This window comes from Bifidobacterium asteroides (assembly GCF_019469425.1).
Taxonomy (GTDB): Bacteria; Actinomycetota; Actinomycetes; order Actinomycetales; family Bifidobacteriaceae; genus Bombiscardovia; species Bombiscardovia asteroides_I.
The window spans coordinates 1,672,569-1,692,309 of record NZ_CP048272.1 but is presented as its reverse complement, the minus strand read 5'-3'; the positions used below and the strand labels follow the sequence as shown (position 1 = coordinate 1,692,309).

General features: G+C 59.3%; 19 protein-coding genes and 1 tRNA gene. 12 read left to right on the top strand and 8 right to left on the bottom strand.

The window, feature by feature from the left end; genetic code table 11:
* Nucleotides 1–31: 31 nt before the first annotated feature.
* The 5 genes from GYM67_RS06980 to GYM67_RS06960 form a co-directional block, all read right to left on the bottom strand.
* Nucleotides 32–688 (bottom strand): DUF4125 family protein, encoded by a 657-nt coding sequence (locus tag GYM67_RS06980; RefSeq protein WP_220236217.1) that lies wholly within the window; start codon nt 686–688, stop codon nt 32–34.
* 12 nt (nt 689–700) lie between these two features.
* On the bottom strand, nt 701–2,719 hold the full coding sequence (locus tag GYM67_RS06975) for a DUF4037 domain-containing protein (RefSeq protein ID WP_220236216.1): 2,019 nt from the start codon (nt 2,717–2,719) through the stop codon (nt 701–703).
* A 128-nt stretch (nt 2,720–2,847) separates the two neighbouring features.
* Nucleotides 2,848–3,429, bottom strand: coding sequence for a hypothetical protein (locus GYM67_RS06970; protein ID WP_220236215.1), 582 nt, complete (start codon nt 3,427–3,429; stop codon nt 2,848–2,850).
* Entirely contained in the window at nt 3,422–4,630 is a 1,209-nt protein-coding gene (locus GYM67_RS06965) for an AAA family ATPase (RefSeq protein WP_220236214.1), read from the bottom strand. The genes GYM67_RS06970 and GYM67_RS06965 overlap by 8 nt, the downstream gene beginning before the upstream one ends.
* Before the next feature lie 278 nt (nt 4,631–4,908).
* Nucleotides 4,909–4,982, bottom strand: a tRNA-Pro gene (locus GYM67_RS06960).
* Between the two features lie 127 nt (nt 4,983–5,109).
* Between GYM67_RS06960 and lysS the strand changes: the two genes are divergently transcribed.
* The 4 genes from lysS (at nt 5,110) to GYM67_RS06940 (ending at nt 9,573) form a co-directional block, all read left to right on the top strand.
* Nucleotides 5,110–6,738 (top strand): lysine--tRNA ligase, encoded by a 1,629-nt coding sequence (gene lysS, locus GYM67_RS06955; RefSeq protein WP_220236213.1) that lies wholly within the window; start codon nt 5,110–5,112, stop codon nt 6,736–6,738.
* 34 nt (nt 6,739–6,772) lie between these two features.
* On the top strand, nt 6,773–7,753 hold the full coding sequence (gene menA, locus GYM67_RS06950; RefSeq protein WP_220236212.1) for a 1,4-dihydroxy-2-naphthoate octaprenyltransferase: 981 nt from the start codon (nt 6,773–6,775) through the stop codon (nt 7,751–7,753).
* 65 nt (nt 7,754–7,818) lie between these two features.
* The gene (gene menA / locus GYM67_RS06945; protein WP_220236211.1) at nt 7,819–8,766 is read left to right on the top strand and encodes a 1,4-dihydroxy-2-naphthoate octaprenyltransferase; all 948 of its coding nucleotides are present in this window, start codon (nt 7,819–7,821) and stop codon (nt 8,764–8,766) included.
* Between the two features lie 66 nt (nt 8,767–8,832).
* Complete coding sequence (locus GYM67_RS06940) at nt 8,833–9,573, top strand: phosphoglyceromutase (RefSeq protein ID WP_024626731.1); 741 nt, start codon at nt 8,833–8,835, stop codon at nt 9,571–9,573.
* A gap of 190 nt (nt 9,574–9,763) precedes the next feature.
* Here the strand turns inward: GYM67_RS06940 and phoU are convergent, their stop codons facing one another.
* Nucleotides 9,764–10,441, bottom strand: a complete 678-nt coding sequence (gene phoU, locus GYM67_RS06935) for a phosphate signaling complex protein PhoU (RefSeq protein WP_220236210.1) — start codon at nt 10,439–10,441, stop codon at nt 9,764–9,766.
* Nucleotides 10,442–10,643: 202 nt separating this feature from the next.
* On the opposite strand from phoU, the gene GYM67_RS06930 reads away from it, so the two are divergent.
* Entirely contained in the window at nt 10,644–11,894 is a 1,251-nt protein-coding gene (locus GYM67_RS06930) for a sensor histidine kinase (protein ID WP_258561469.1), read from the top strand.
* Here the strand turns inward: GYM67_RS06930 and GYM67_RS06925 are convergent.
* Complete coding sequence (locus GYM67_RS06925; RefSeq protein WP_220236209.1) at nt 11,827–12,114, bottom strand: DUF2530 domain-containing protein; 288 nt, start codon at nt 12,112–12,114, stop codon at nt 11,827–11,829. The genes GYM67_RS06930 and GYM67_RS06925 overlap by 68 nt on opposite strands.
* A 139-nt stretch (nt 12,115–12,253) precedes the next feature.
* Here GYM67_RS06925 and manA point away from each other — a divergent pair, with 139 nt between their 5' ends.
* The 4 genes from manA to GYM67_RS06905 all read left to right on the top strand — a co-directional run bounded on the left by manA (nt 12,254) and on the right by GYM67_RS06905 (nt 16,869).
* Complete coding sequence (gene manA, locus GYM67_RS06920) at nt 12,254–13,639, top strand: mannose-6-phosphate isomerase, class I (protein WP_220236208.1); 1,386 nt, start codon at nt 12,254–12,256, stop codon at nt 13,637–13,639.
* Nucleotides 13,640–13,932: 293 nt separating this feature from the next.
* On the top strand, nt 13,933–14,844 hold the full coding sequence (locus GYM67_RS06915; protein WP_220236207.1) for a CHAP domain-containing protein: 912 nt from the start codon (nt 13,933–13,935) through the stop codon (nt 14,842–14,844).
* A gap of 97 nt (nt 14,845–14,941) precedes the next feature.
* The gene (locus tag GYM67_RS06910) at nt 14,942–15,652 is read left to right on the top strand and encodes a C40 family peptidase (RefSeq protein WP_258561468.1); all 711 of its coding nucleotides are present in this window, start codon (nt 14,942–14,944) and stop codon (nt 15,650–15,652) included.
* 170 nt (nt 15,653–15,822) lie between these two features.
* Complete coding sequence (locus GYM67_RS06905) at nt 15,823–16,869, top strand: universal stress protein (protein ID WP_220236205.1); 1,047 nt, start codon at nt 15,823–15,825, stop codon at nt 16,867–16,869.
* Nucleotides 16,870–16,966: 97 nt separating this feature from the next.
* Here GYM67_RS06905 and GYM67_RS06900 read toward each other — a convergent pair whose 3' ends face one another.
* On the bottom strand, nt 16,967–17,380 hold the full coding sequence (locus GYM67_RS06900; protein WP_220236204.1) for an OsmC family protein: 414 nt from the start codon (nt 17,378–17,380) through the stop codon (nt 16,967–16,969).
* Between the two features lie 143 nt (nt 17,381–17,523).
* Between GYM67_RS06900 and GYM67_RS06895 the strand changes: the two genes are divergently transcribed.
* From GYM67_RS06895 to GYM67_RS06885, 3 genes are all read left to right on the top strand, one after another.
* On the top strand, nt 17,524–18,399 hold the full coding sequence (locus GYM67_RS06895; protein WP_220236203.1) for a thymidylate synthase: 876 nt from the start codon (nt 17,524–17,526) through the stop codon (nt 18,397–18,399).
* Nucleotides 18,400–18,488: 89 nt separating this feature from the next.
* A complete protein-coding gene (locus tag GYM67_RS06890) occupies nt 18,489–19,157 on the top strand; it encodes a dihydrofolate reductase (protein WP_220236202.1) in 669 nt (222 codons plus the stop codon).
* The gene (locus tag GYM67_RS06885; protein ID WP_220236201.1) at nt 19,157–19,696 is read left to right on the top strand and encodes a low molecular weight protein-tyrosine-phosphatase; all 540 of its coding nucleotides are present in this window, start codon (nt 19,157–19,159) and stop codon (nt 19,694–19,696) included. Before GYM67_RS06890 ends, GYM67_RS06885 begins: the two co-directional genes overlap by 1 nt.
* Nucleotides 19,697–19,741 lie beyond the last annotated feature (45 nt).

The following is a 19,741-nucleotide window of genomic DNA, read 5'->3' as shown; positions in this document are numbered from 1 at the left end:
CCGACTGCTCGACTGGTTGCAGAGATGGACCTTATGATCGTGGTTCAGGTAGTCGGTCCTGGGCCTGTTCGGCCTCGTCCAGGGTCTCAAAGCCGTTCATCTGCACCGTGGCCAAAATGGTTTCCTCGGTGAGATTGCCGCCCCGGGCCTCGATCTGGGCCACCATGGACTGGTAGAGGTCCAGTGTTCGGGCCGAGTAGGTGCCGAGTTCGCCACGCAGGTATGTTTCGAAGGAGGTGGTCTCCGGCGTGTCTTCGCTGGTGCGCAGGACCCGCATCTCCTGACCTAAGCGGGGGTAACGCTCGCTGAAGCTTTTGGCCCAGGCCACCTGCTTGTTGATGATGCGCTCCTGCTGCTCCTGGCGATCCAGGCCCAGCCTGGGCAGGTAGGGGGCGATGGTGTCGTGGTACTGGTCCGGGGCTGTGGATTCCATCATCCGACCGTACTTCTCGGTCAACAGGTTGCGCCCCTCTTTGTCGGCCTGGTCCAGGTCGTCCGCATAGCTGGACAGCAGGGGATGCGGCCAGGTCAGAAACTGGCTCAGGCGCATCTGGTGGAACATGGGCCAGTTGCCCTGACAGTTGGCCGGACCTCCCTCATTGTTGACCTGCTGGAACTGTTCCCATTCGTGGTGGACGATCCGCTCGCGCAGAAATCCCTCATCCTGGCATTGCTCGTCGTTTGCCATCCTCGGCTCCTTTCAGATGCTGTGCAGAATCGGATCCTCGCTAGAGATGTGGGCTTCGACATAGGGGCGCTGCCATTCCAGGAAGGTTTCCGGGCTGTTGGTCAAGCCTTCGGCTTGCAACTCTTCTACGATTCTTGCGCAGATGGACTCTACAAGTTTGGTGACGCGTTCGGCGGCCGGTCGGGATCCCTTGCCGCCTTCGCCAAAGCCTTGCCCCCCGTAGCAGGCAGCCGAAGCCAGGCGCAGGATGTCTTCCAGTTGCTCGGTCAGATCGGACAGCCTGGTGGCCATTCGTCCGCTCAGTCGCCGCAGGGCCGCGAAGGTCCACTTGTAGTAGGGCAGATACCCGACTGTCAACGGATTGTTGATCAGGAAGATCAGGGAGGCACAGGCCTGCACGAATTCGTTGATTGACAGCATGGCTGCAGCCCCGTCGCCCCGTTGCAGACTCCGCGGCAGGTTGTACTGGCCTGCCTGGGCGATCATGCCCAGCCGACGGGAGATTAGGCAGAATCGCACATCGTCGGGCATCGCCTTGAACCCCTGCCGGGTGGCCAGCATCTGTCCTAGAGGATCTGCGAAAATCCTGCCGTTGGTGGCCGCCGCCAGCGTCGCCTCGTCCAGGAGCAGCCACTCGTGGGAGTGATCTTCCGGGGGCGCCTGCCGGTAGCCGGTCAGGGATTCGAAGAAGGCGCCGATCTCGAAGACGCCTACGCGCCGGTTGCTTCCTTTTGCTCTGACGCTGTCGGTCCGCGCACCGAACCCCATGAACTCAGCGGGCAGGGTCTCATAGTCCTTCTGCAGCTGGTCGCCAATGGCCTGGTAATCCTCGCTGGTCAGCCACAGACAGAAGCCCGGGCCGAAATCATGGTCTCGGGAGATGGCATCGTCAAACCCATAGCAGTCCGAGCCATGGCCCATCAAGCCCACGGCAATCCTGCCGCGATATTGAGGGTAGCGTTCCTCCAGCATGGGGCGACCCACCTGCTCCCAGTAGGCCTTGGCCAGATCCAGCCCTTGAATATCCGGGCGGGAGTCATGCCGATCGTTGTCATCGTTCTGGTACCTGGTCTTCGGCTGGCTGGATGCTGCTTCGCCAGTCTGATCGGATAGATCTTTGTCCCCGGCCTCTTCGGCTGCGTACTGGGCCTGGTCCAGATTGGCCTTTGTGACCTGGTAGTAATCGCTGCCCTTGCCGTACCGGTCCTCAATGATGGCTAGGGCCTTGCGGTAGGTGTCTGCCGACTGGCTGAAACGACCGGTCATGTAGCAGACCTGGGCGAAGCCTGCCAGGGCCGAGGCATAGTGTGCGCTGTTCTCCAGGTGGCCGGTTCGATAGATGCTAAGGGCGGTGCGGGCCTGGTTCCAAGCCTCTTGCAGAGCCTGCGGATTGTCCTTGCTCTGCATGAGCAGGAGGGCAAGATTGGTGTGGGTGGAGGCCAGATCCAGATCCCGGGAAGGATCAGTACTGGAATTCTCCAGGATGCCCATGGCCCGGCGCAGCTCCTGCTCGGCCTTGTCGGGCCGCTTGGTTTCGCTGTAGAGCATGGACAGGTTGTTGTGCAGGGCGGCCAGCCGTCGGTCCCTGGGCCCAAGAGTTTTGGCTGCGGAGGCAAGCGCCTGCCGGTAGAGGTCTTCAGCTTGGTCGTACTTCTTGGCTGCCCGCAGACCTGTGGCTGCATTGATCAGGGTGGTCGTCCAGGCCTCGGACCCTTCGATGCGCATGCGTGTGGCCAGCTCGATGGTGCGCTGGATTATCCACATGTTCTCCTGGTGGCGACCCTGGGACCGGTAGAAGCCCATGGTTTCGTTCAGCACGGTCAGCAGTCCGGTGTCATCGCCCGCATTCTCCGCATCCACCAGCGCCTGCTGCAGGTAGGGTCCGGCCTGATCGCGGGCCTTGCCGGCGTTGAAGATGACATCCAGTCCGTCCAGGAAGGCCTGGGTGTCGAAGCTGCCGTCCGGTTGCATGTAGGACGGTTGGGGCTCTTTCTGCTTGCTGCCTGTGATCGGTGTCTGGTCCTGGCTCATTTGGCTCCCTTACTGTCAGGGTATCTGAAGGTGCGGATTCCTCATGGAGCCCCAGCGCCCTAGTTGCTTCTACCTACCAGTCTAGACTGATGGTCTTTGGTGAACCTCGGTCGGTTACGTCGTCTAGGTCACACCTGATCGGTGCCTCTGCTCGAATGAGCAATGAGTATTTCTGCCAAACATCGCTCACGGTTTTGGAAGTGATGGTAACTTCGGTACTGGTCAATGACATGACAGAGTTCGTCTGCATCATTCCAATATTGGCGTAAGAAAGCGTACTGCTTGATCTTGTGCAGTCCCAGCCGCTCCTTGCAGAATTCACTGGGTTTCATGTTATTGACATGTGCCCAATCCCTATAAGCGCCCTCTTTGATGATTGCCAAAATCTCAATCTCCGGACGGGTAGTCAGCGTGAATACACGGGCTTTAGACTGGTACAGAGGCGACAATTGAAAGCGTTCATTTGCAGAGTCAATAATACGGATGATATTTACACATGGAGAATCATAGGTAACGGAAAGGAACCGTTCCTCAATCTCCCTATTTTTACGGCAGCGAGTGTAAAGCCGGCCAGTCTGTGGATCTTCAATAAGGGAATCTGCAGGTATGATCAGTTTCCCTCTTGCCAGTAGGAGTTCAAAGATGACACTTTCGGCGGCTCCTTCGCAGACAACCAATGTAGGTTCCTTGAATATCGCTTGATTATCCATGAACTCTTACCTTTTCCCTGACGTAGCTTCGCAAGGCGCGGATGGAAGCAGCAGAAGGTGCTGTTCCTTGCAGGGCCCCTGACATGAACTGAACGCTCTTCTTGAGCTCACCTCGGGTCACCAACTCGTTGTATCGGACCAGTTGGAATCCGGTGTTATCATGCCTGACCGCGAACCAAATGTTGTCCTTTCTGGTGAAATGATCCAGCAACTCAGGATAGTGCGTAGAAAAAACGAGCACCGCCCCATTTGGGTTAGTAGCAGGAGAGGAGAACAAGTCGATGATGGCGAAGACCAACTGCTTGTTTATGCTGTTTTCGATTTCGTCGAATAGTAGGTAGCCTCCTTGCGCAAGTGTTTCGATAGCATGTTGCGCTAAGGAGGTTCCACGGAATGTTCCCGCCGATATCATGGCCATAGCTTGAGAGGGATCACAGTCACGCTCAACCTTTTCATTGCGGAACTTGATATGGAACTGGTGATCGCTTACTTCCAAGTGTTCGATGGTCGGATCGAATAGACGTACCACTTGCGGTGGGGGAGTGACAGGAATCGACATTTGCGGCGGATTTTGCAGACAGATGGTGACCATGGTCTTCTTGGTGCGCAGAATTCCGGTCGTCAGAGAGCGGTCGGGGGGTAAAAATCTCTTGACATCATCAGCCAACTCCTTTTCGTCGCCGGACTTATTCACTCCTCGAGTCGCTACAGTCAGCCAAGATTCCTCGTTACCATCAATTGTTCTTTTCAAACGAATCTTGCTCAGGCTCTTGCCCGTATAGTGGCACAGCCGTTCCCTTTCGAAAACCAAGGGGGAGTCGGCGGTGGTCTCGTTTTGGTCTGCGCGCCGGAGGGTGGCATCGAGCAGCCAAGCTTCGCCGCTTTCCTCGAAGATAATGCGTGCTGTAATCGTGGGCTCAAGAATGTCCATCAGCGGATCGATGGTAAAGCGTTGAGTTCCCAAAGAAGTGCCTCTGGCAATGTTGATGATTAGAGAAAGCAGGCGTAGATCAGTGGTTTTGCCGGAGGCATTGATGCCGGAGATGCCAATGGCTGTGACGATGCCAAGCGGTGAGGTGGTGCCTTGAAGGCGATAGGTGAAGCTGCCGTTGGTAATCCTATCCTCAGCGAACAGGATCATGCGTAGTGTGCCCTTGTCGTATAGGCGAAGTCCTTTGAGGTCAAAGGCTAAGATCCGCATTATGCTCCTTTGAACAGAATATTTGTTTATATACTACATCTGGATGCTGATGATTGGTTTTTTTTATGCGTCGATGAAGCTAAATACTGATGCGGTAGATTTTTTCAGGATTGTTGGGGTCGTGATCACGAACTTATAAAAAGTGCAAAAAAGAGAGTCGCTTTTGTTTCTTGAAAAAGAGGAAGAAATAGGCAAAGCTTATATTCGTGCATACACCCGGATATAAAAGTTACGAACGCAGAAATACCGGCCCCACCCATGAGGACCGGAATAAATTGTCGGGGTAGGGGGATTTGAACCCCCGGCCTCTTCGTCCCGAACGAAGCGCGCTACCAAGCTGCGCTATACCCCGTGACAACGTTCTATATAGTACACGTACCGTCGGCCAAACGCCATTGCCTGCGCGGCGCGACCGTGCAACCGCTTGTCCTTCGTCGGTACCTGGGCCAAGTACTGGCTCATGCGTAAAATAGCGGCTTATGAATGACTCATCGGAAGAAACTCCTCGTTTGACGACGGTCGAACGCGCTCAGGTGCTGCTGGATCAGGATATGGCCATCACGGAGAAGATCGATCAGGGCGCCCAGCTGGATGACGCCATCGATCCCGACAATTTGACGGACGGTGCTGAAGGCCATCCCGAACAGGTGCGCATGCGCGTGGCCAAGAGGGCGCTCATGCTCAAGGAGGGCCTCGAACCCTACCCGGTCCATCTGGATGTAACCGATCGCATCGAGGATGTGCGCCGCAAGTATCAGGACCGCCTGGAGCCAGGCCAGGAGACCGAGGATGTGGTTGGCATCGCCGGCAGGGTACTCTTCCTGCGCAACGGCGGCGGCCTCTGCTTCGTTCAGCTGGCGGCGGGCGACGGCACCCGCATCCAAGGCATGATCTCCAAGCGTGAGATTGGCGCTGATTCTCTGAAGCGGTTCAAGCAGCTGGTCGACCTCGGCGATCACCTATACCTGCGCGGCCGCGTGGTCGCCTCCAAGACCGGCGAGCTCTCCGTCTTCGCCACCGAGTGGAACATTGCAGCCAAGGCACTGCAGCCACTGCCTGCTCTTCACAAGGAACTGACCGAGGAGCAGCGTACCCGCAAGCCCTACCTGGCCATGATCGCCGATGAGGATGTGCGGGCCATGGTCCGCCGCCGTTCCAAGGCCGTCTCCTCCCTGAGGCGTACCTTTGAGGACCACGACTTCATGGAGGTCGAGACCCCCATGCTTCAGACTGTGCATGGCGGCGCTGCGGCCCGGCCATTCACCACCCATATGAACGCCTTCGACATCGACCTCTACCTGCGCATCGCCCCTGAACTCTTCCTCAAGCGCTGCTTGGTTGGTGGCATTGAGCGGGTCTTCGAGATTAACCGTGACTTCCGCAATGAGGGCGTGGATGCCACCCATGCCCCGGAGTTCACCATGTTGGAGGCCTATCAGGCCTACGGTACCTACGACACCATCGGAGAACTGACCAAGGAGCTGATCCAGAAGGCGGCCATGGCTACGGCAGGATCGCTGAAGGTGACCCTGCAGGATGGCAGCCAGTACGACTTCGGCGGGGACTGGCGCCAGATCAGCATGTATGAGTCCCTTTCCGAGTCCCTGGGCGAGGAGATCACCCCGCAGACCAGCGTGGACCATCTGCGGACCATCGCTGACAGACTGGGCCTGGAGGAGGAGCCGGCTGAAAACCACGGCAAGCTTGTCGAACACCTCTGGGAGCACTTCTGGCAGGACAAGCTGTACGAGCCGACCTTCGTGCGTGATTTTCCTGTCGAGACCTCGCCCCTGGTCAAGGCCCACCGCACCAAGCGGGGTGTCGTTGAGAAGTGGGACCTTTATGTTCGCGGGTTCGAGCTAGCAACGGGCTACTCCGAGCTGAACGATCCGGTGGTCCAGCGGCAGCGGTTCGTCGAGCAGGCCAAGATGGCCAGCCGCGGCGATGTCGAGGCCATGGACATTGACGAGGACTTCCTGGAGGCCCTGGGCGTAGGCATGCCTCCCGCTGGTGGCATGGGCATGGGCATTGATCGTCTGCTGATCGCCCTTACCGGCGCATCCATCCGCGAGACCATCACCTTCCCCCTGGTCAAGCCGCTGATCTGAGTCAGCCTGAGATGATAGCAGGAGAGGGACGGTCATGAATATCAGGCTGTGGGTGGATGGTATGCGTCCCAGAACGCTGCCTGCCTCGGTGGCGCCTGTCTGCGTGGGCGCTTCGGCTGCACTCTTGGAGCGGTCACGGCTTCTGGAACAGTGCACCAGCTCATGCTCGCCCACGCCTGTCGACCCCGCCCTGAAGGCGGCCACACCGGGACGGTTGGCCTTGATCGTTATCTTGTTGGTCCTGCTCGCCCTGTCTATGCAGATTGCAGCCAACTTTGCCAATGATTATGCCGATGGTGTTCGCGGCACTGATTCCGGTCGTGGCGGCGAAGAGGTCGTCTCCGGCAGACCGAGGCGTTTGGTGGCCGCCGGCGTGCCGCCCAGGAAGGTGCTTTACGCCACCATGATCTCGGCGGCCTTCACCTGTCTGATGGGTCTGGCAGTCATGGCGCTGACCGGTCACTGGTGGATGATTCTGGTTGGGATCTGCTGCCTGGTCGCCGGCTGGTGTTACGTGGGCGGCCCGCATCCATACGGCTACCACGGGCTGGGTGAGGTCAGCGTCTTCATCTTCTTCGGTCTGGTGGCCACCCTGGGCACTGAGTACTTTCTCATAAATAGGGTTGATGTCGCCGGCATCCTGGGCGCCTGCGCCTGCGGACTCAATGCCGTGGGCCTGCTCATGCTCAACAATTACCGGGACCTGGATGACGACTGTCGTGCCGGCAAGCACACATACGCGGTTCTGGTGGGAGCGCGCGCAGCGGCTGTTTCCATTTACTTGGTCTACATCTTGAGCTTGGTTCTGGGCCTAATCCAGTTCGTTCCGGCTGTCATGCGACGTGGCCTGCCCGGCTTTCCTCTTGTGCTGGTCCTCCTGCCAGTGGCCGCTGTCTTCCTGCTGATCTGCCGAGCCTTTGCCCGTGGCCAGGTGCCCAAGGCCTTCGGCATGGCAGGCAAGGGTACCCTGGTCTCAGCCCTATGCTGGTCGGCGGGACTGCTCCTGCAGCTGTGAAATCTTGGCCCTCTCGTAGGAGAGTAGCCCGACATTCGAGCGATTAAGTGCATAATCAGGCAATCATGTTTATCACACTTCATGAATACAAGGACGCACTGCGGCCCTCGGCATTGCTCTGCTCGCCCACGCCGGTTCTGATCGGCACGGCGGTGGCACTGCGGCAGCTGTTCAACCAAGGGCTGGTGCCGGATGCGCGCTTCTGGCTGATCGTCCTCTTATGCTGTCTTACTGCTGTATTCATTCATAGCACCTGCAATCTGGCCAATGACTATTTCGACGGCATCAGAGGTACTGACGAGGGCCGGAGCAGCCTTTCGGCCGCAGGCGCTGACGGCTCGGTGCCCGATCTGCCCAGAAGAGGGGTGGCTGGTGGCGTGGAGCCTCGCAAGGTCCTGCTGTCTGCCTACCTCAACATCCTTATGGCCTGCCTGTCCGGTCTGATTCTCTGCTGGGTGACTGGCCACTGGTGGATGATCCTGGTCGGCATCTTCTGTCTGCTGGGAGCCTGGTTTTACACGGGAGGCAAACACCCCTACGGCTATAGGGCCATGGGCGAACTGAGCATCATGATCTTCTTCGGCCTGGTGGGCGTGCTGGCCACCCAATACCTGGAGACCGGCGGCATCGACCCTCACGGGTTCATCGGTGCCTTGGTCGGCGGTCTTGTCTGCATCCCCGTTCTGGAGATCAACAACTATCGGGACATTGACGCGGACCCTCTGGCCGGCAAGTACACGCTGTCTTCATTCATCGGAGCCAAAGGCACGCTGATTCTGATGGGGTCCTGCTATGCCCTGGCTGTGATCCTGGGTGTGTTCGAGTCATGGTCCCTGTCTGACGGCCCTCTTGCAGAGGCCTGGCCCCGCCTGCTCTGCCTGCTGCCTATCCTGATCCTAGCCATTGCCACCGCAGTGGCCAGCTGCCGGAACCGCTTCAGCAGGGCGTTCGCGCTGTCGGGCTATACTGATCTGCTGACAGGGTTCTGCTGGCTGGGTGTATGCCTGCTTTAAGTGGTCGCTCTGCAAGGGAAGCTGTAGGTCTCCAAACAGTCCCTCTTAGGTCTTAGAATTCTTAGTATGACCTACAAACTAGTATTGCTCAGGCATGGCCAGAGCGCATGGAACAACACCAATCAATTCACCGGCTGGGTGGACGTCCCGCTGACCGAGCAGGGCGAGCAGGAGGCTCGTAAGGGCGGCAAGCTGCTCAAGGATAAGGGTGTTCTGCCCGACATCGTCTTCACCTCACTGCTGCGCCGCGCCATCAACACCGCCAACATCGCCTTGGACGAGGCAGACCGCCTTTGGATCCCAGTCAAGCGCGACTGGAGGCTGAACGAGCGTCACTACGGAGCATTGCAGGGTAAGAACAAGACCGAGATCCGCGAGAAGTACGGCGACGAGAAGTTCATGCTCTGGCGTCGCTCCTATGCCACCCCGCCGCCCGAGATCGACCCTGACGACGAATACTCGCAGTCCCATGACCCACGGTATGCTGGAGCGCCTGTACCTCGCGCCGAGGCGCTGGCCAACGTGGTCAAGCGCGTCACCCCCTACTGGGAGAGTGACATTGTCCCGGAACTCAAGACCGGCAAGACCGTCCTGATCGCTGCCCACGGCAATTCCCTGAGGGCCATCGTCAAGATGCTCGACAACCTAACTGAGGACGAGATCGCCAAGGTCAACATTCCCACGGCCATCCCCCTGGTCTACGAGCTGGACGAGAACTTCAAGCCCATCAAGCCTCGCGGCGAGTACCTGGATCCGGAGGCCGCCGCCGCCGGTGCTGCTGCTGTGGCGGCCCAGGGCCAGAAGTGAGATCTTTTAGATAGATTTATCCGATGATGTGAGTCGGACTTTGAATGCAGAGCATCCAAGCTGATTGGGCGGTGCCCTCTCCCTTTGTGGAAGGCACCGCCTTTCGTATTCATTCCTGGCGGTTGGGGAAGTAAAAACGGCCTGTCACCTGATTAACTGTCAGGTGACAGGCCGCACAGTTGCTGTCTGTTCAGTCCAGATCGAGGTCGAGGTCCTTGGGGTCCTTGGAGGGGTCGAAACCCGAGACGATGTAGACCACGCGCCGGGCCGCCGAGACGCCATGGTCTCCCAGACGCTCCATAAACCGTGCCACCAGAACCAGGTCGATCAGCTGCTGCCTGGTCCCCTTCCAGTCGTCTGAGAGGGCATAGCCGAATGTCTGCTGGTGGAGCTTGTCCATCCTGTCATCGCTGACGATGATCTGCTCGGCTATGGTCGTGTCCCTGTCGGAGAGCATCTCGACCAGACGGTCGGCCATGACGTCCAGAAAGTCCTGCATCTGCTTGAACAGGGGGATGACCTCGTCGGGCAGGGTCGGTTCGGGGTAGGAGCGCCTTGCCGTCTCGGCGATGTGCCTGGCTAGGTCTCCCATGCGTTCAAAGGTGGCTGACAGGCTCAGCGTAGAGACCACCACCCGCAGATCAGTGGCCACTGGGCTCTGCTTGGCCAGGAGCCTGATGCATTGATCGATGATGCTGGACTGGAGGTTGTCTATATCGGCATCCCCGTCGATGACTTGCTGGGCCGTCTCTACGTCGCTGTCCATCAGGGAGCGCCCGGCTTTTTTGATGGCATCGCGGACCTTGGCGGCCATCCGATCGAGATCGTCGGCCACCAGCCCCAGCTCTTCGTTGAAAATCACGCGCATTGTTATTCCCTTTCGGCATCGGTCAACGATATAAGTCCAGTCTATGTGACCGGGATGGCAAGAAAAAGCAAGAACCGAAGAATGTCGGGCCATTGAAGCGGCAATTAATAATCGGATATGCGAGAATAAAGCCGGAACTGCCGATGAGACTTGGTTGATGTCGCAGCGTCCGGGGTCGGCGCCGGACTGGAGGGAAGTCCTTATGAGACGGTTCATGGACCGCCTACGCAGCCTTATAGGCAACCGGCGCAAGGATGGTGAACAGGCCGATGGCGAGGCTTTGGAGGGCTCGACCCAGGCCTTGCTGGCGCTTATCCCCGCCGCCACGGTTGTGGTTGATGGCGATGACGAAGTCGTTCGCTCCAGCCCGGATGCCTACAGGCTGGGAATCGTCAGCAATGACGAGATCTCCAATCCGAAGATCATCGAAGCCATTGCGCAAGTACGGCTTTCGGGCGGCCGACGCAGCCTTAATCTGATTACGCGAACGCCCACTGAATTCGCTCTGGATGCTGCAGCTGAGAGCACGGAATCCGATGATTGGGAGATTGACGAGGCCGAGAATCCTGGGGATGCGACCCGTGTTCAGGCCCAGGCGGTGTCCAGAAGGAACTGGCTCAAGATCACCCTGGGTCGCATCGACCAGTCCTTGGTGGTGGTGCTTATCGATGATGTGAGCGATTCGGTCAGGTTCGTTCGGACCAGGGATGCCTTTATGACCAATGTATCCGAGCAGATGCTTAAGCCGGTCCAGGCCTTGGAGGAGTTGGCGGCGCAGCTGAAAACCACTTCTCATCTGGAGGGTGATGACCCAGACCTGCTTCGCAGCCATCTGCGCAGCGTCTCCAAGGATGCCTCCTCGGTCCAGCGCTACAGCGCATATCTGGGGCTCGTGCTCAAGGATCTCCTTCTGCTGATCCGGGCTCAGGAACGGATCAAACCCAGCAGGGAGAACGTGCTTGATGTGGCTGAGCAGATGAGTGCGGTGGTGCAGGACGAGCAGGATAGAGCCGACCAGGCCCATGTGACCCTGCGCTGGCGATGCGACCAGCCACTGACGATTCATGGCGACGGGCAGCAGATCAGAGTGGCCCTGGCCAAGCTGGTGGAGAATGCTATCTCGTATTCGCCTTCAGGCTCAACCGTCTCCCTGGTGGCACAGGCCTCCAAGGATGGGCACTACGGAATCATCAGAGTGGTCGATCGTGGCCGAGGTATATCCAAGACCGACCAAGGCAGGATCTTTGAGCGCTTCTACCGCGCCGACAATCAGAACGAAGAGACTGCCGTGGGCATCGGCCTGGGGCTGGCCATCGTCAAGCATGTGGCGCTGACCCACCATGGCTCGGTCACTGTGTGGAGTGCGCCGGGAGAGGGGAGCACATTTACGCTGATGCTTCCTCTGGCTCAGGATCCGGTTGCTGGGCAAGACGACGATAATCCCAGCGATTGAAATGCTCCCAGATCATCAGCAGAATGCCCACGCCAATTCCGGCCAAGCAGACAATCAGAGGCTTGGCGACCGTCATTCCGGTCAGGGCCAGAATGCCTACCACGGCCAGGGCCAGAATCCAAGCGCCAGTGCCGAGCAGGAAGATGCGCCGCAGGTCCACCTGCACGGGCCGCGGCGATGGCCTGCGGGCATCCGGGTCGAAAATGGGAGCCAACTTCATACTCCCACTGTATCGTTCGCAATGACATGCGGCGACCCCCTCGCCTTGCCCAGGCCTCGGCCCTTGTCTTATCATGACGGGGATTGGTGGGTTCGTATGCACCGGCCCATGGAGGGATTTCCCGTGGAAAGGGGAGTGCGTGTATCCGATCCAAGCTGTGGAGAAGCACTACGCCTGGGGCTCGCATGATCGACTGCAGCGCATGTTCCATCTGCATGATTCAGACGAACGCCAGGGGGATGCCTTGGCGGAAATGTGGTTCAGCGGGCACACCGAATCCCCCTCGACCCTGACCCTGCCCGATGGCTCGCTCATTCCGTTGACTGAGGCTATTCGCCACAGTCCCATGGCCATGCTGGGAGAGCGCGACTCCCGCCTTTTCGGTCCCACCCTGCCCTACCTGTTCAAGATCATCTCAGCTCGCATCCCTCTATCCCTGCAGGTGCATCCGCTCGATTTCGAGGCTCGTGCCGGCTTCAACCGTGAGAATGCACTGGGGGTGCCTGACGACGATCCCAGCCGCTCCTTTCACGACAGGCTGGCCAAGAACGAGATGGTGGTAGCCCTGGAGCCCTTTCAGGCCTGTGTAGGCTTCGCGACCATCGCCACGCAGCTGACTCTCCTGCGCGCCGTGGATCACCCTCTGGCCGAGCTCATGACCGAGGCTCTGACCGCCCGCACCTTCCACTTGGGGGTTCCTCCGGCCCGCTTCGCTTCGGCTGATGCCATGATGCCGGTCTCCTCCTTGATCTGGCCGGACTCCCGCCGACGTATCTTCCGGGCCTTCCATGCCGCCGTGACTGCCGAACCAGAGGCGGCCCGAGGCCTGGAGGAAGCCTTGGAGACTGCCGTCGGGCGGCTGCGGTCCAGACGGGCGGGAGCTGTGCTGGACCATGCCCTGTGTGCCGCCCGGGCCTTTCCGGATGATCCCGCCGTTCTCTGTCTGCTCATGCTCAACCCCGTGGACCTGGAGGAAGGCGATTCGGTCTATATCCCCGCAGGGACGCCTCACGCATACATCCATGGCACTGCGGCAGAGATTATGACCAACTCCGACAATGTGCTCAGAGCCGGCATGACCCCCAAGCATCGGGACATTCCCAACCTCCTGCACAGCCTAGACTGCCAGCCTTCAGCTCCCATCGATCCGTCCAGCTCCATGATCGCCACCTTGATCATGCATAATATGGTGACCTACCGGCCAAAAATCAACGAGTACATGCTGGTTTACGGACATGTGGAGGAGGGTGGCGCCAGCTGGCCTCTGCTTAACAGGCTTCAGCAGCGCTACGGGGATCTGATAGAGCGTCTGGGGCCTCGCCGCCTGGTGATTCCCCGAAGGGGACCGCGCATCATCGTCTGCACAGATGGGCGGATCCGTTGCGCAGTCGCTGACCAATCATGTGTGCTGAATCAGGGACAGGCCCTCTTCATTCCCTCCGAAGATGGCCGTGTCGACATCGCCATGCCTGAAAATTCCGACGATGTCGGCGGGTCCTTCCTTCTGGCTTCGACCCCGGTCTGACCTCGTATGAGCCTGGTTCGCTCAGGGTGGACCAAGCAGGGTTCACAACCGATGGACACGCCGTGACAGACGGCACGCATTTGGGTTTGCTCATGTCCGCCTCATGTCCGTATAATCCTAGCGTATTCCGTGGTTGTCGAAGATGAGCGACCACCGAAGCCATGCTTGAGTACACCAGTATGGACAATTCAGGTTATTTGGCCTGGGTTCTCGTTTGCGTTATGGTGTTCCCTTGTGATGGCTCGTGATACGGCACGAAAGTCGCGTCGGAACATAAACGGGAGTGATTCTAGATGAAGCATGCTGCGCACAGGGCTTCGGCCAGGCGAGGCGCAGGTGTCGGCAGTTGGTCGACCGGCCGATCGTCAGGCGTAACCCAGGCAGCGGGCACTGAGGGTCTTGATGATGCCCTGACTGCCAAGCTCAACGAGGTGGCCCCTCGAACCCGTCGCTCCATTCGTCTGGCGGCCAAGGCCTCAGCCCGTCGCTCCCATATCATGACCGGCTCGGCCCTGACTGTTTTGGTCGGTGCTGCCGCCTCCTCCATGGCCGTCAGTCAGGCTCGGGGCGACTGGTCCCTGCCTTTGGCCGACAGCGTAGCCATCAATTTGGTCACCCCCTCATCCTCTGCTGGCTCCTCCAGCGCAAATGGTGGCGCAAGAGTCTCCCGATCTGATTACCGTCAGCCCCTGCCGACGGCCTCACAGCGCAACGAGGGCAGCTGGGAGCTGGGCGAATCCGAACTTGATGCCGGACAGATGTCCAAATCACTGGCCAACAATCCGGTCGTGGCTGTGCTGATGGATGCCAACCGATCAGTCCTGCCGGCAGGGTTCAATCCCAACCATGCCACTGGTGATGCGGGCAATGTCTACGAGTTCAGCCAGTGCACCTGGTGGGCCTACGTCCGTCGTCACCAGCTGGGACTGCCGGTGGGTTCGCACATGGGCAATGCTAAGGACTGGTCCGGCTCTGCCAGCTCCTTGGGCTATTGGGTGGACAATACGCCGCGCAATGTCGGTGACATCGTGGTCTTCCAGGCCGGTCAGGAAGGTTCGGATCCCACCTATGGTCATGTGGCCATCGTCGAGAAGATCAACCCCGACGGTTCCATCGTCACCTCTGAGTGTGGTGCCGTCATGAACGGAAAGACATACTCTCGCACCTTGTCGAATGTGCATGCTCTGAGCTATATCCACTATTGATTCTTGGCTGTGCAGATCGTATCCTCGTATAGTTAGTCCTTGTTCCCAATACGTGATAGAATTGTGCCCGATGAAAAAAACACACAAGTCTGTGAGTATGATGGCAGCTGTCGCAATCTGCGGCATGCTTTCCATCGGTATACCCGCCGTGGCTCAGGCCAGCGACGGCAGTGAAGCCGTAGTTACTTCGTCGCGTTCATTCACTCCCGGCAGCAAGGTGCGTGCCGACCTGTTGACCGAGTCGACGGCCACCACTGTCGAAAAGGACAGCAGCTGGGGTGGCATTGAGTCTTTGAATGTTCCTGCCACCAAGTCTCAGGCCGAGAAGGATGCCGAAGTCAGGGCCCAGCAGGCTCAAGAGCAGGCCCAGGCTGCAGCAAGTCGGCGCCAGTCCTCGCAACAGGTCAGTCGTTCGGCTGCTCGTACCAGCACCACCAGCACTACCAGCACAGGTATCGATGCACCCGTCTCCGGCACGGGTACTGATGTGGTCAACTACGCCCTTCAGTTCCAGGGGATTCCTTATGTGTTTGGCGGGACCGATCCAGCTACGGGCTTCGACTGCTCTGGATTCACCCAGTATGTGTTCGCCCACTTCGGCATCAGCCTGCCCCGCATAGCCGCTGCCCAGGGTTCGGCTGGCGTGCCGGTCACCGATCCGGCGCCTGGCGACCTGATGGTTGCCCCTGATGGTAGCCATGTGGGCATTTACGTTGGCGGCGGACGAATGATTCACGCCCCGTCCCCTGGCAAGAGTGTCAAGGTTCAGGCGGTCTATCAGACCTTCAACTACCGTCGTCTGGTCTAAGGCCATATTTTTGTGCAGGCTCGACGCCCCTACGGGGGCGTTTTGCATATTCAGAGTCGAAGTTCCTCGCGTGTCGGCCCCTGCCGACTTATTGAAGAGGTCTGCATGAGATATTCTGGCAGAAAGAGCGGTGTCGGTTTGTCATCGCCAAGTCCAAAGGAGGTCGTCGGATGAGCAACGACAAGGCTGTTCTAGTAGGCGTCGATGGCTCGGACGCCAGCTACAAGGCGGCGTGGTGGGCCGCCAATTACGCTAAGCATGCGGGGCTGACCCTGCAAATCGTCTGCGCATATTCTCTTCCCTCGTATGCGGCTGTATCCTTCGATGCGACATACACCACCATGGGGGACGACGTAGCGGCTCACAACGACGCTCAGGAGATTCTCTCCAAGGCCAAGGCCATCGCCGATGAGCAGGGTGTCGGTGCAGCCACGCTGATTGTGACAGGGGATCCTTCATCGGTCTTCGTGGAGTTGAGCCGCAACTACCGGCTGATTGTCATCGGAAACCGGGGCAAGGGCGGCTTGGCTGAGCGCCTGCTGGGCACCACCAGTTCCAGCCTGCCTGCCTATGCCTACTGCCCAATCGTGGTCGTTCCTTACACCGACGACGACGGCAACCTGATGCACTTGAGCAACGACATCAAGCGGGTTGCCGTGGGTTCCGACGAGTCCAAGTGGGGTCTTAAGGCCCTGCAGATCGCCGCTGCCTTCGCCGACAGCTGGAATGCCGAACTGGACGTCATGTCGGCAGTGCCCAATATCTCCGGATTGACCGGAACGGGTTCGGCCGAGGAGCGCAGCGTCATGGACTCTTATATGGATGATCTCAATACCCGAATCACTCCGCTCATGAAGGCCTATCCCGATCTGCGCATCAACAAGACCGTGGTGCCGGGATCGGCTGTGGAGGCTCTGACCCAGGCCAGCAAGACACACGACGTAGTTGTGGTCGGCTCGCGTGGTCGCGGCGGCTTCACCGGGCTTCTGCTGGGATCGACCAGCCAGGGGCTCCTGCAGCATGCCGTCAGTCCCGTCTACGTGGTGCCGCGCAAGTACGTGGAGGCCGAGGAGTCCGGACTCAAGGCTGCAGCCGATGCTGCTGAAACTACCGATGTGGCTGAGATCACCGGCGTGGAGCAGGTCTCTGTGGATTCGGCCAGACCGGAGCAGCTAGCCGACCTGGAGTCGACCATCGACCCCGAACACGAGGAGTAAGGGCAGGCCAATCCGGCAAAAGCAACGACGAGGAGCGGAGACACCAGAAGTTCCATGAACCTAGGGGCCCCCGCTCCTCTACTCTTGTCTTGTCGGATCAGTGGCGAACCTTCACGGAGATCCTGACCGGGGTCTCCCGCTGATAGGTGTGCGCCACCGTGCAGGACTTGGCGATATGGCGGCGGACTCGCTCCTCCAGCTTGTCCGCATCATCCTGGGCCAGCTTGGCCGAAGTGGCATCGACGTCCACCTGCTCGTCGAAGCTCAGGTAGGCGTCATCGTCGGCGTCATAGGTGCCGTCCACCACGATTTTCGCCCCCTTGTCCTTGCCCAGGGCGCTCTCCACAGCAAATTGGCTGGAAAGGGCTCCGCAGGCGGCCAGAGCGATCTTCATTAGGTCGCCCGGGTTGAATTGGCCCTCGCCCTTGCCGAAGGTGATGTGGGCCCCATTGTCGCCATAGGCGTTCCAGGTGCCGTCCTTGTCGCGTTCGACCCAAAGTCTTTTGCCCATCTGTTCCTCCTTGTCCGGCACCCGGCCGGGTGCGTCATCCTGATCCGAGCCTGTGGCCGGACCTGCTCCTCCAATCTAACCCAGACTGTGTGTTTCGTCACTGGGGCACGCTCAGCTGACCGAGGACTTGATAGTATGGCCGCATGGCCTTGACTTCCGAAGAACTGCAGCATATTCGTACACGCATCCCCGAGCGTCCCGTCTCGGACATCCCCACCCCTTATGAGGACCTGATGCGCACTGTCCTGCGGGAGGGCACCCTGAAGTCCGACAGGACGGGCACCGGGACCATATCCCTGTTCGGGCGGCAGATGCGATTCGATCTGTCCCGTTCCTTCCCGCTGATCACCACCAAGAAGGTCTACTTCCGGGGCATCGCTTACGAGTTGCTTTGGTTCCTCAAGGGGTCGCAGAACGTGCGCTGGTTGCAGGAGAACCGCGTGCATATCTGGGACGAATGGGCCGATCCGGAAACCGGTGATCTGGGCCCGGTCTATGGGGTCCAGTGGCGCAGCTGGCCTGCCCCGACGCCCGAGGACCCCCATCGCACCATTGACCAGATCGCCAAGGTGCTGGATCTGATCCGCGCTCACCCGGACTCCCGCCGAATGATCGTCACTGCTTGGAATCCAGCCCAGGTTGACAGCATGGCCCTGCCTCCCTGCCATGCGCTCTTCCAGTTCTATGTGGCCGATGGCAGGCTGAGCTGCCAGCTCTACCAGCGCTCCTGCGACATGTTCCTAGGCGTGCCTTTCAACATCGCCTCCTACGCCCTGCTGACCCTAATGATGGCTCAGCAGGCAGGTCTTGAGCCTGGGGAGTTCGTCTGGACCGGCGGCGACTGCCACATCTACGACAACCATGTGGAGCAGGTTCTGGAGCAGCTGTCGCGCAAGCCCTATCCCTATCCGACCATGCGCATCCGCAAGGCCGATTCCATCTTCTCCTATCAGTACGAGGACTTCGAAGTGGTGGATTATCAATGCCACCCCGCCATCAAGGCCCCAGTGGCGGTCTGATGGCGCGCTGAGCCGAATACGAGCACCGTCGGATCCGAAGATTAGAATGTACTCGTATATCTACTCACTATGAGGAGTGAACGCAACAGATGGAGCATGACAATAGTCGAAGCGGCTATCACGAACCCGAGCCCGGTCAGGCCGGGCTTCTAGGCGATGAGGAATGGCGGCATCAGGAAGAGGAGATAGGCCACCGCTCATCGGTCAATATGATCTGGGCGCAGGCGCGGGCCACTGACGGCAGGCGCGGTGCCATCGGCTATCACAATGCGCTGCCTTGGCATCTGAGCGAGGACATGAGGCACTTCAAGGAGCTGACCGTATCCCATCCGGTCATCATGGGACGGCGGACCTGGACCTCCATGGGGGAGCGGCCCCTGCCCAAGAGGGACAACATCATTCTGTCCAGTGATCCAGGGTTCCATGCACCAGGTGCCACCGTGGTATCTGCGGCCGACGATGCTCTGGAGCTGGCCAGGCAGGAAGCCATTCCCGACGATGGGATGGATCGCAGTGAAATCTGGATCATCGGCGGCGCGGGGGTCTTCAGCACCTTCTTTCCGATGGCAGATGCGGCCTACGTGACCGACCTGGATCTGCGGACTCCAGCTGACGTCTTTGTGCCCGATATGGAGGAGCTGATCAGCAAGCGGTTCTGGCAGGTGCGCGACAAGACCCAGTGGATGACCCCTGCCAAACCAGACCAGGCGGCGGCCATCCGGAGGTTCCGGTACATCACCTATGGGAAGGTGCGTTAATGGGCCAGAATTCTGAAGGGAAGGCCTCGCAGGGTCCCTACAACGTCATGACTGTCTGCACCGGCAATATCTGCCGGTCACCCATGGCTGAGGTCATCCTGCGAAAGTTCTTCCAAGATCGCGGACTGGATGAGGACCGGGTCAGAGTGGAATCCAGCGGGGTCAGCGACGAGGAGTTCGGCAACCCTATAGATCGGCGTGCCCAGAAGGTTCTGCGCGAACGTGGTTATGAGGTGCCGACCGACCACTTCGCCCACCGGATCACCCGGGAGGAGGCCGAAGACGCGGACCTCCTGCTGCCCATGACGACCGACCATATGCGCGCCCTGCTGCGTCTGCTGCCCTCAGGCAAGCGATCCGCCGTTCACCTGTACCGCAGCTTCGACCCGGCGCTGCCCAAGCCAGCGCCGGGCCGGGAGAGCCAAATCGACCTGGTGGATCCCTGGTACGGAGGCCCGCACGAGTTCGAGGTGGCCATCGATCAGATTGTGCACACCGCGCCTTACATCGTCGACTGGGTGGTCAGTCAGCTGTCCTGATCGATAGATGAAGGCAAATATCAATTAAGTCCCTGGATTCCTCAT

Bases quoted from the DNA above. Each gene is read 5' to 3' on its own strand.
- GYM67_RS06980 (WP_220236217.1), bottom strand. From the start codon at position 688: ATGGCAAACGACGAGCAATGCCAGGATGAGGGATTTCTGCGCGAGCGG.
- GYM67_RS06975 (WP_220236216.1), bottom strand. From the start codon at position 2,719: ATGAGCCAGGACCAGACACCGATCACAGGCAGCAAGCAGAAAGAGCCC.
- GYM67_RS06970 (WP_220236215.1), bottom strand. From the start codon at position 3,429: ATGGATAATCAAGCGATATTCAAGGAACCTACATTGGTTGTCTGCGAA.
- GYM67_RS06965 (WP_220236214.1), bottom strand. From the start codon at position 4,630: ATGCGGATCTTAGCCTTTGACCTCAAAGGACTTCGCCTATACGACAAG.
- lysS (WP_220236213.1), top strand. From the start codon at position 5,110: ATGAATGACTCATCGGAAGAAACTCCTCGTTTGACGACGGTCGAACGC.
- menA (WP_220236212.1), top strand. From the start codon at position 6,773: ATGAATATCAGGCTGTGGGTGGATGGTATGCGTCCCAGAACGCTGCCT.
- menA (WP_220236211.1), top strand. From the start codon at position 7,819: ATGTTTATCACACTTCATGAATACAAGGACGCACTGCGGCCCTCGGCA.
- GYM67_RS06940 (WP_024626731.1), top strand. From the start codon at position 8,833: ATGACCTACAAACTAGTATTGCTCAGGCATGGCCAGAGCGCATGGAAC.
- phoU (WP_220236210.1), bottom strand. From the start codon at position 10,441: ATGCGCGTGATTTTCAACGAAGAGCTGGGGCTGGTGGCCGACGATCTC.
- GYM67_RS06930 (WP_258561469.1), top strand. From the start codon at position 10,644: ATGAGACGGTTCATGGACCGCCTACGCAGCCTTATAGGCAACCGGCGC.
- GYM67_RS06925 (WP_220236209.1), bottom strand. From the start codon at position 12,114: ATGAAGTTGGCTCCCATTTTCGACCCGGATGCCCGCAGGCCATCGCCG.
- GYM67_RS06915 (WP_220236207.1), top strand. From the start codon at position 13,933: ATGAAGCATGCTGCGCACAGGGCTTCGGCCAGGCGAGGCGCAGGTGTC.
- GYM67_RS06910 (WP_258561468.1), top strand. From the start codon at position 14,942: ATGATGGCAGCTGTCGCAATCTGCGGCATGCTTTCCATCGGTATACCC.
- GYM67_RS06905 (WP_220236205.1), top strand. From the start codon at position 15,823: ATGAGCAACGACAAGGCTGTTCTAGTAGGCGTCGATGGCTCGGACGCC.
- GYM67_RS06900 (WP_220236204.1), bottom strand. From the start codon at position 17,380: ATGGGCAAAAGACTTTGGGTCGAACGCGACAAGGACGGCACCTGGAAC.
- GYM67_RS06895 (WP_220236203.1), top strand. From the start codon at position 17,524: ATGGCCTTGACTTCCGAAGAACTGCAGCATATTCGTACACGCATCCCC.
- GYM67_RS06890 (WP_220236202.1), top strand. From the start codon at position 18,489: ATGGAGCATGACAATAGTCGAAGCGGCTATCACGAACCCGAGCCCGGT.
- GYM67_RS06885 (WP_220236201.1), top strand. From the start codon at position 19,157: ATGGGCCAGAATTCTGAAGGGAAGGCCTCGCAGGGTCCCTACAACGTC.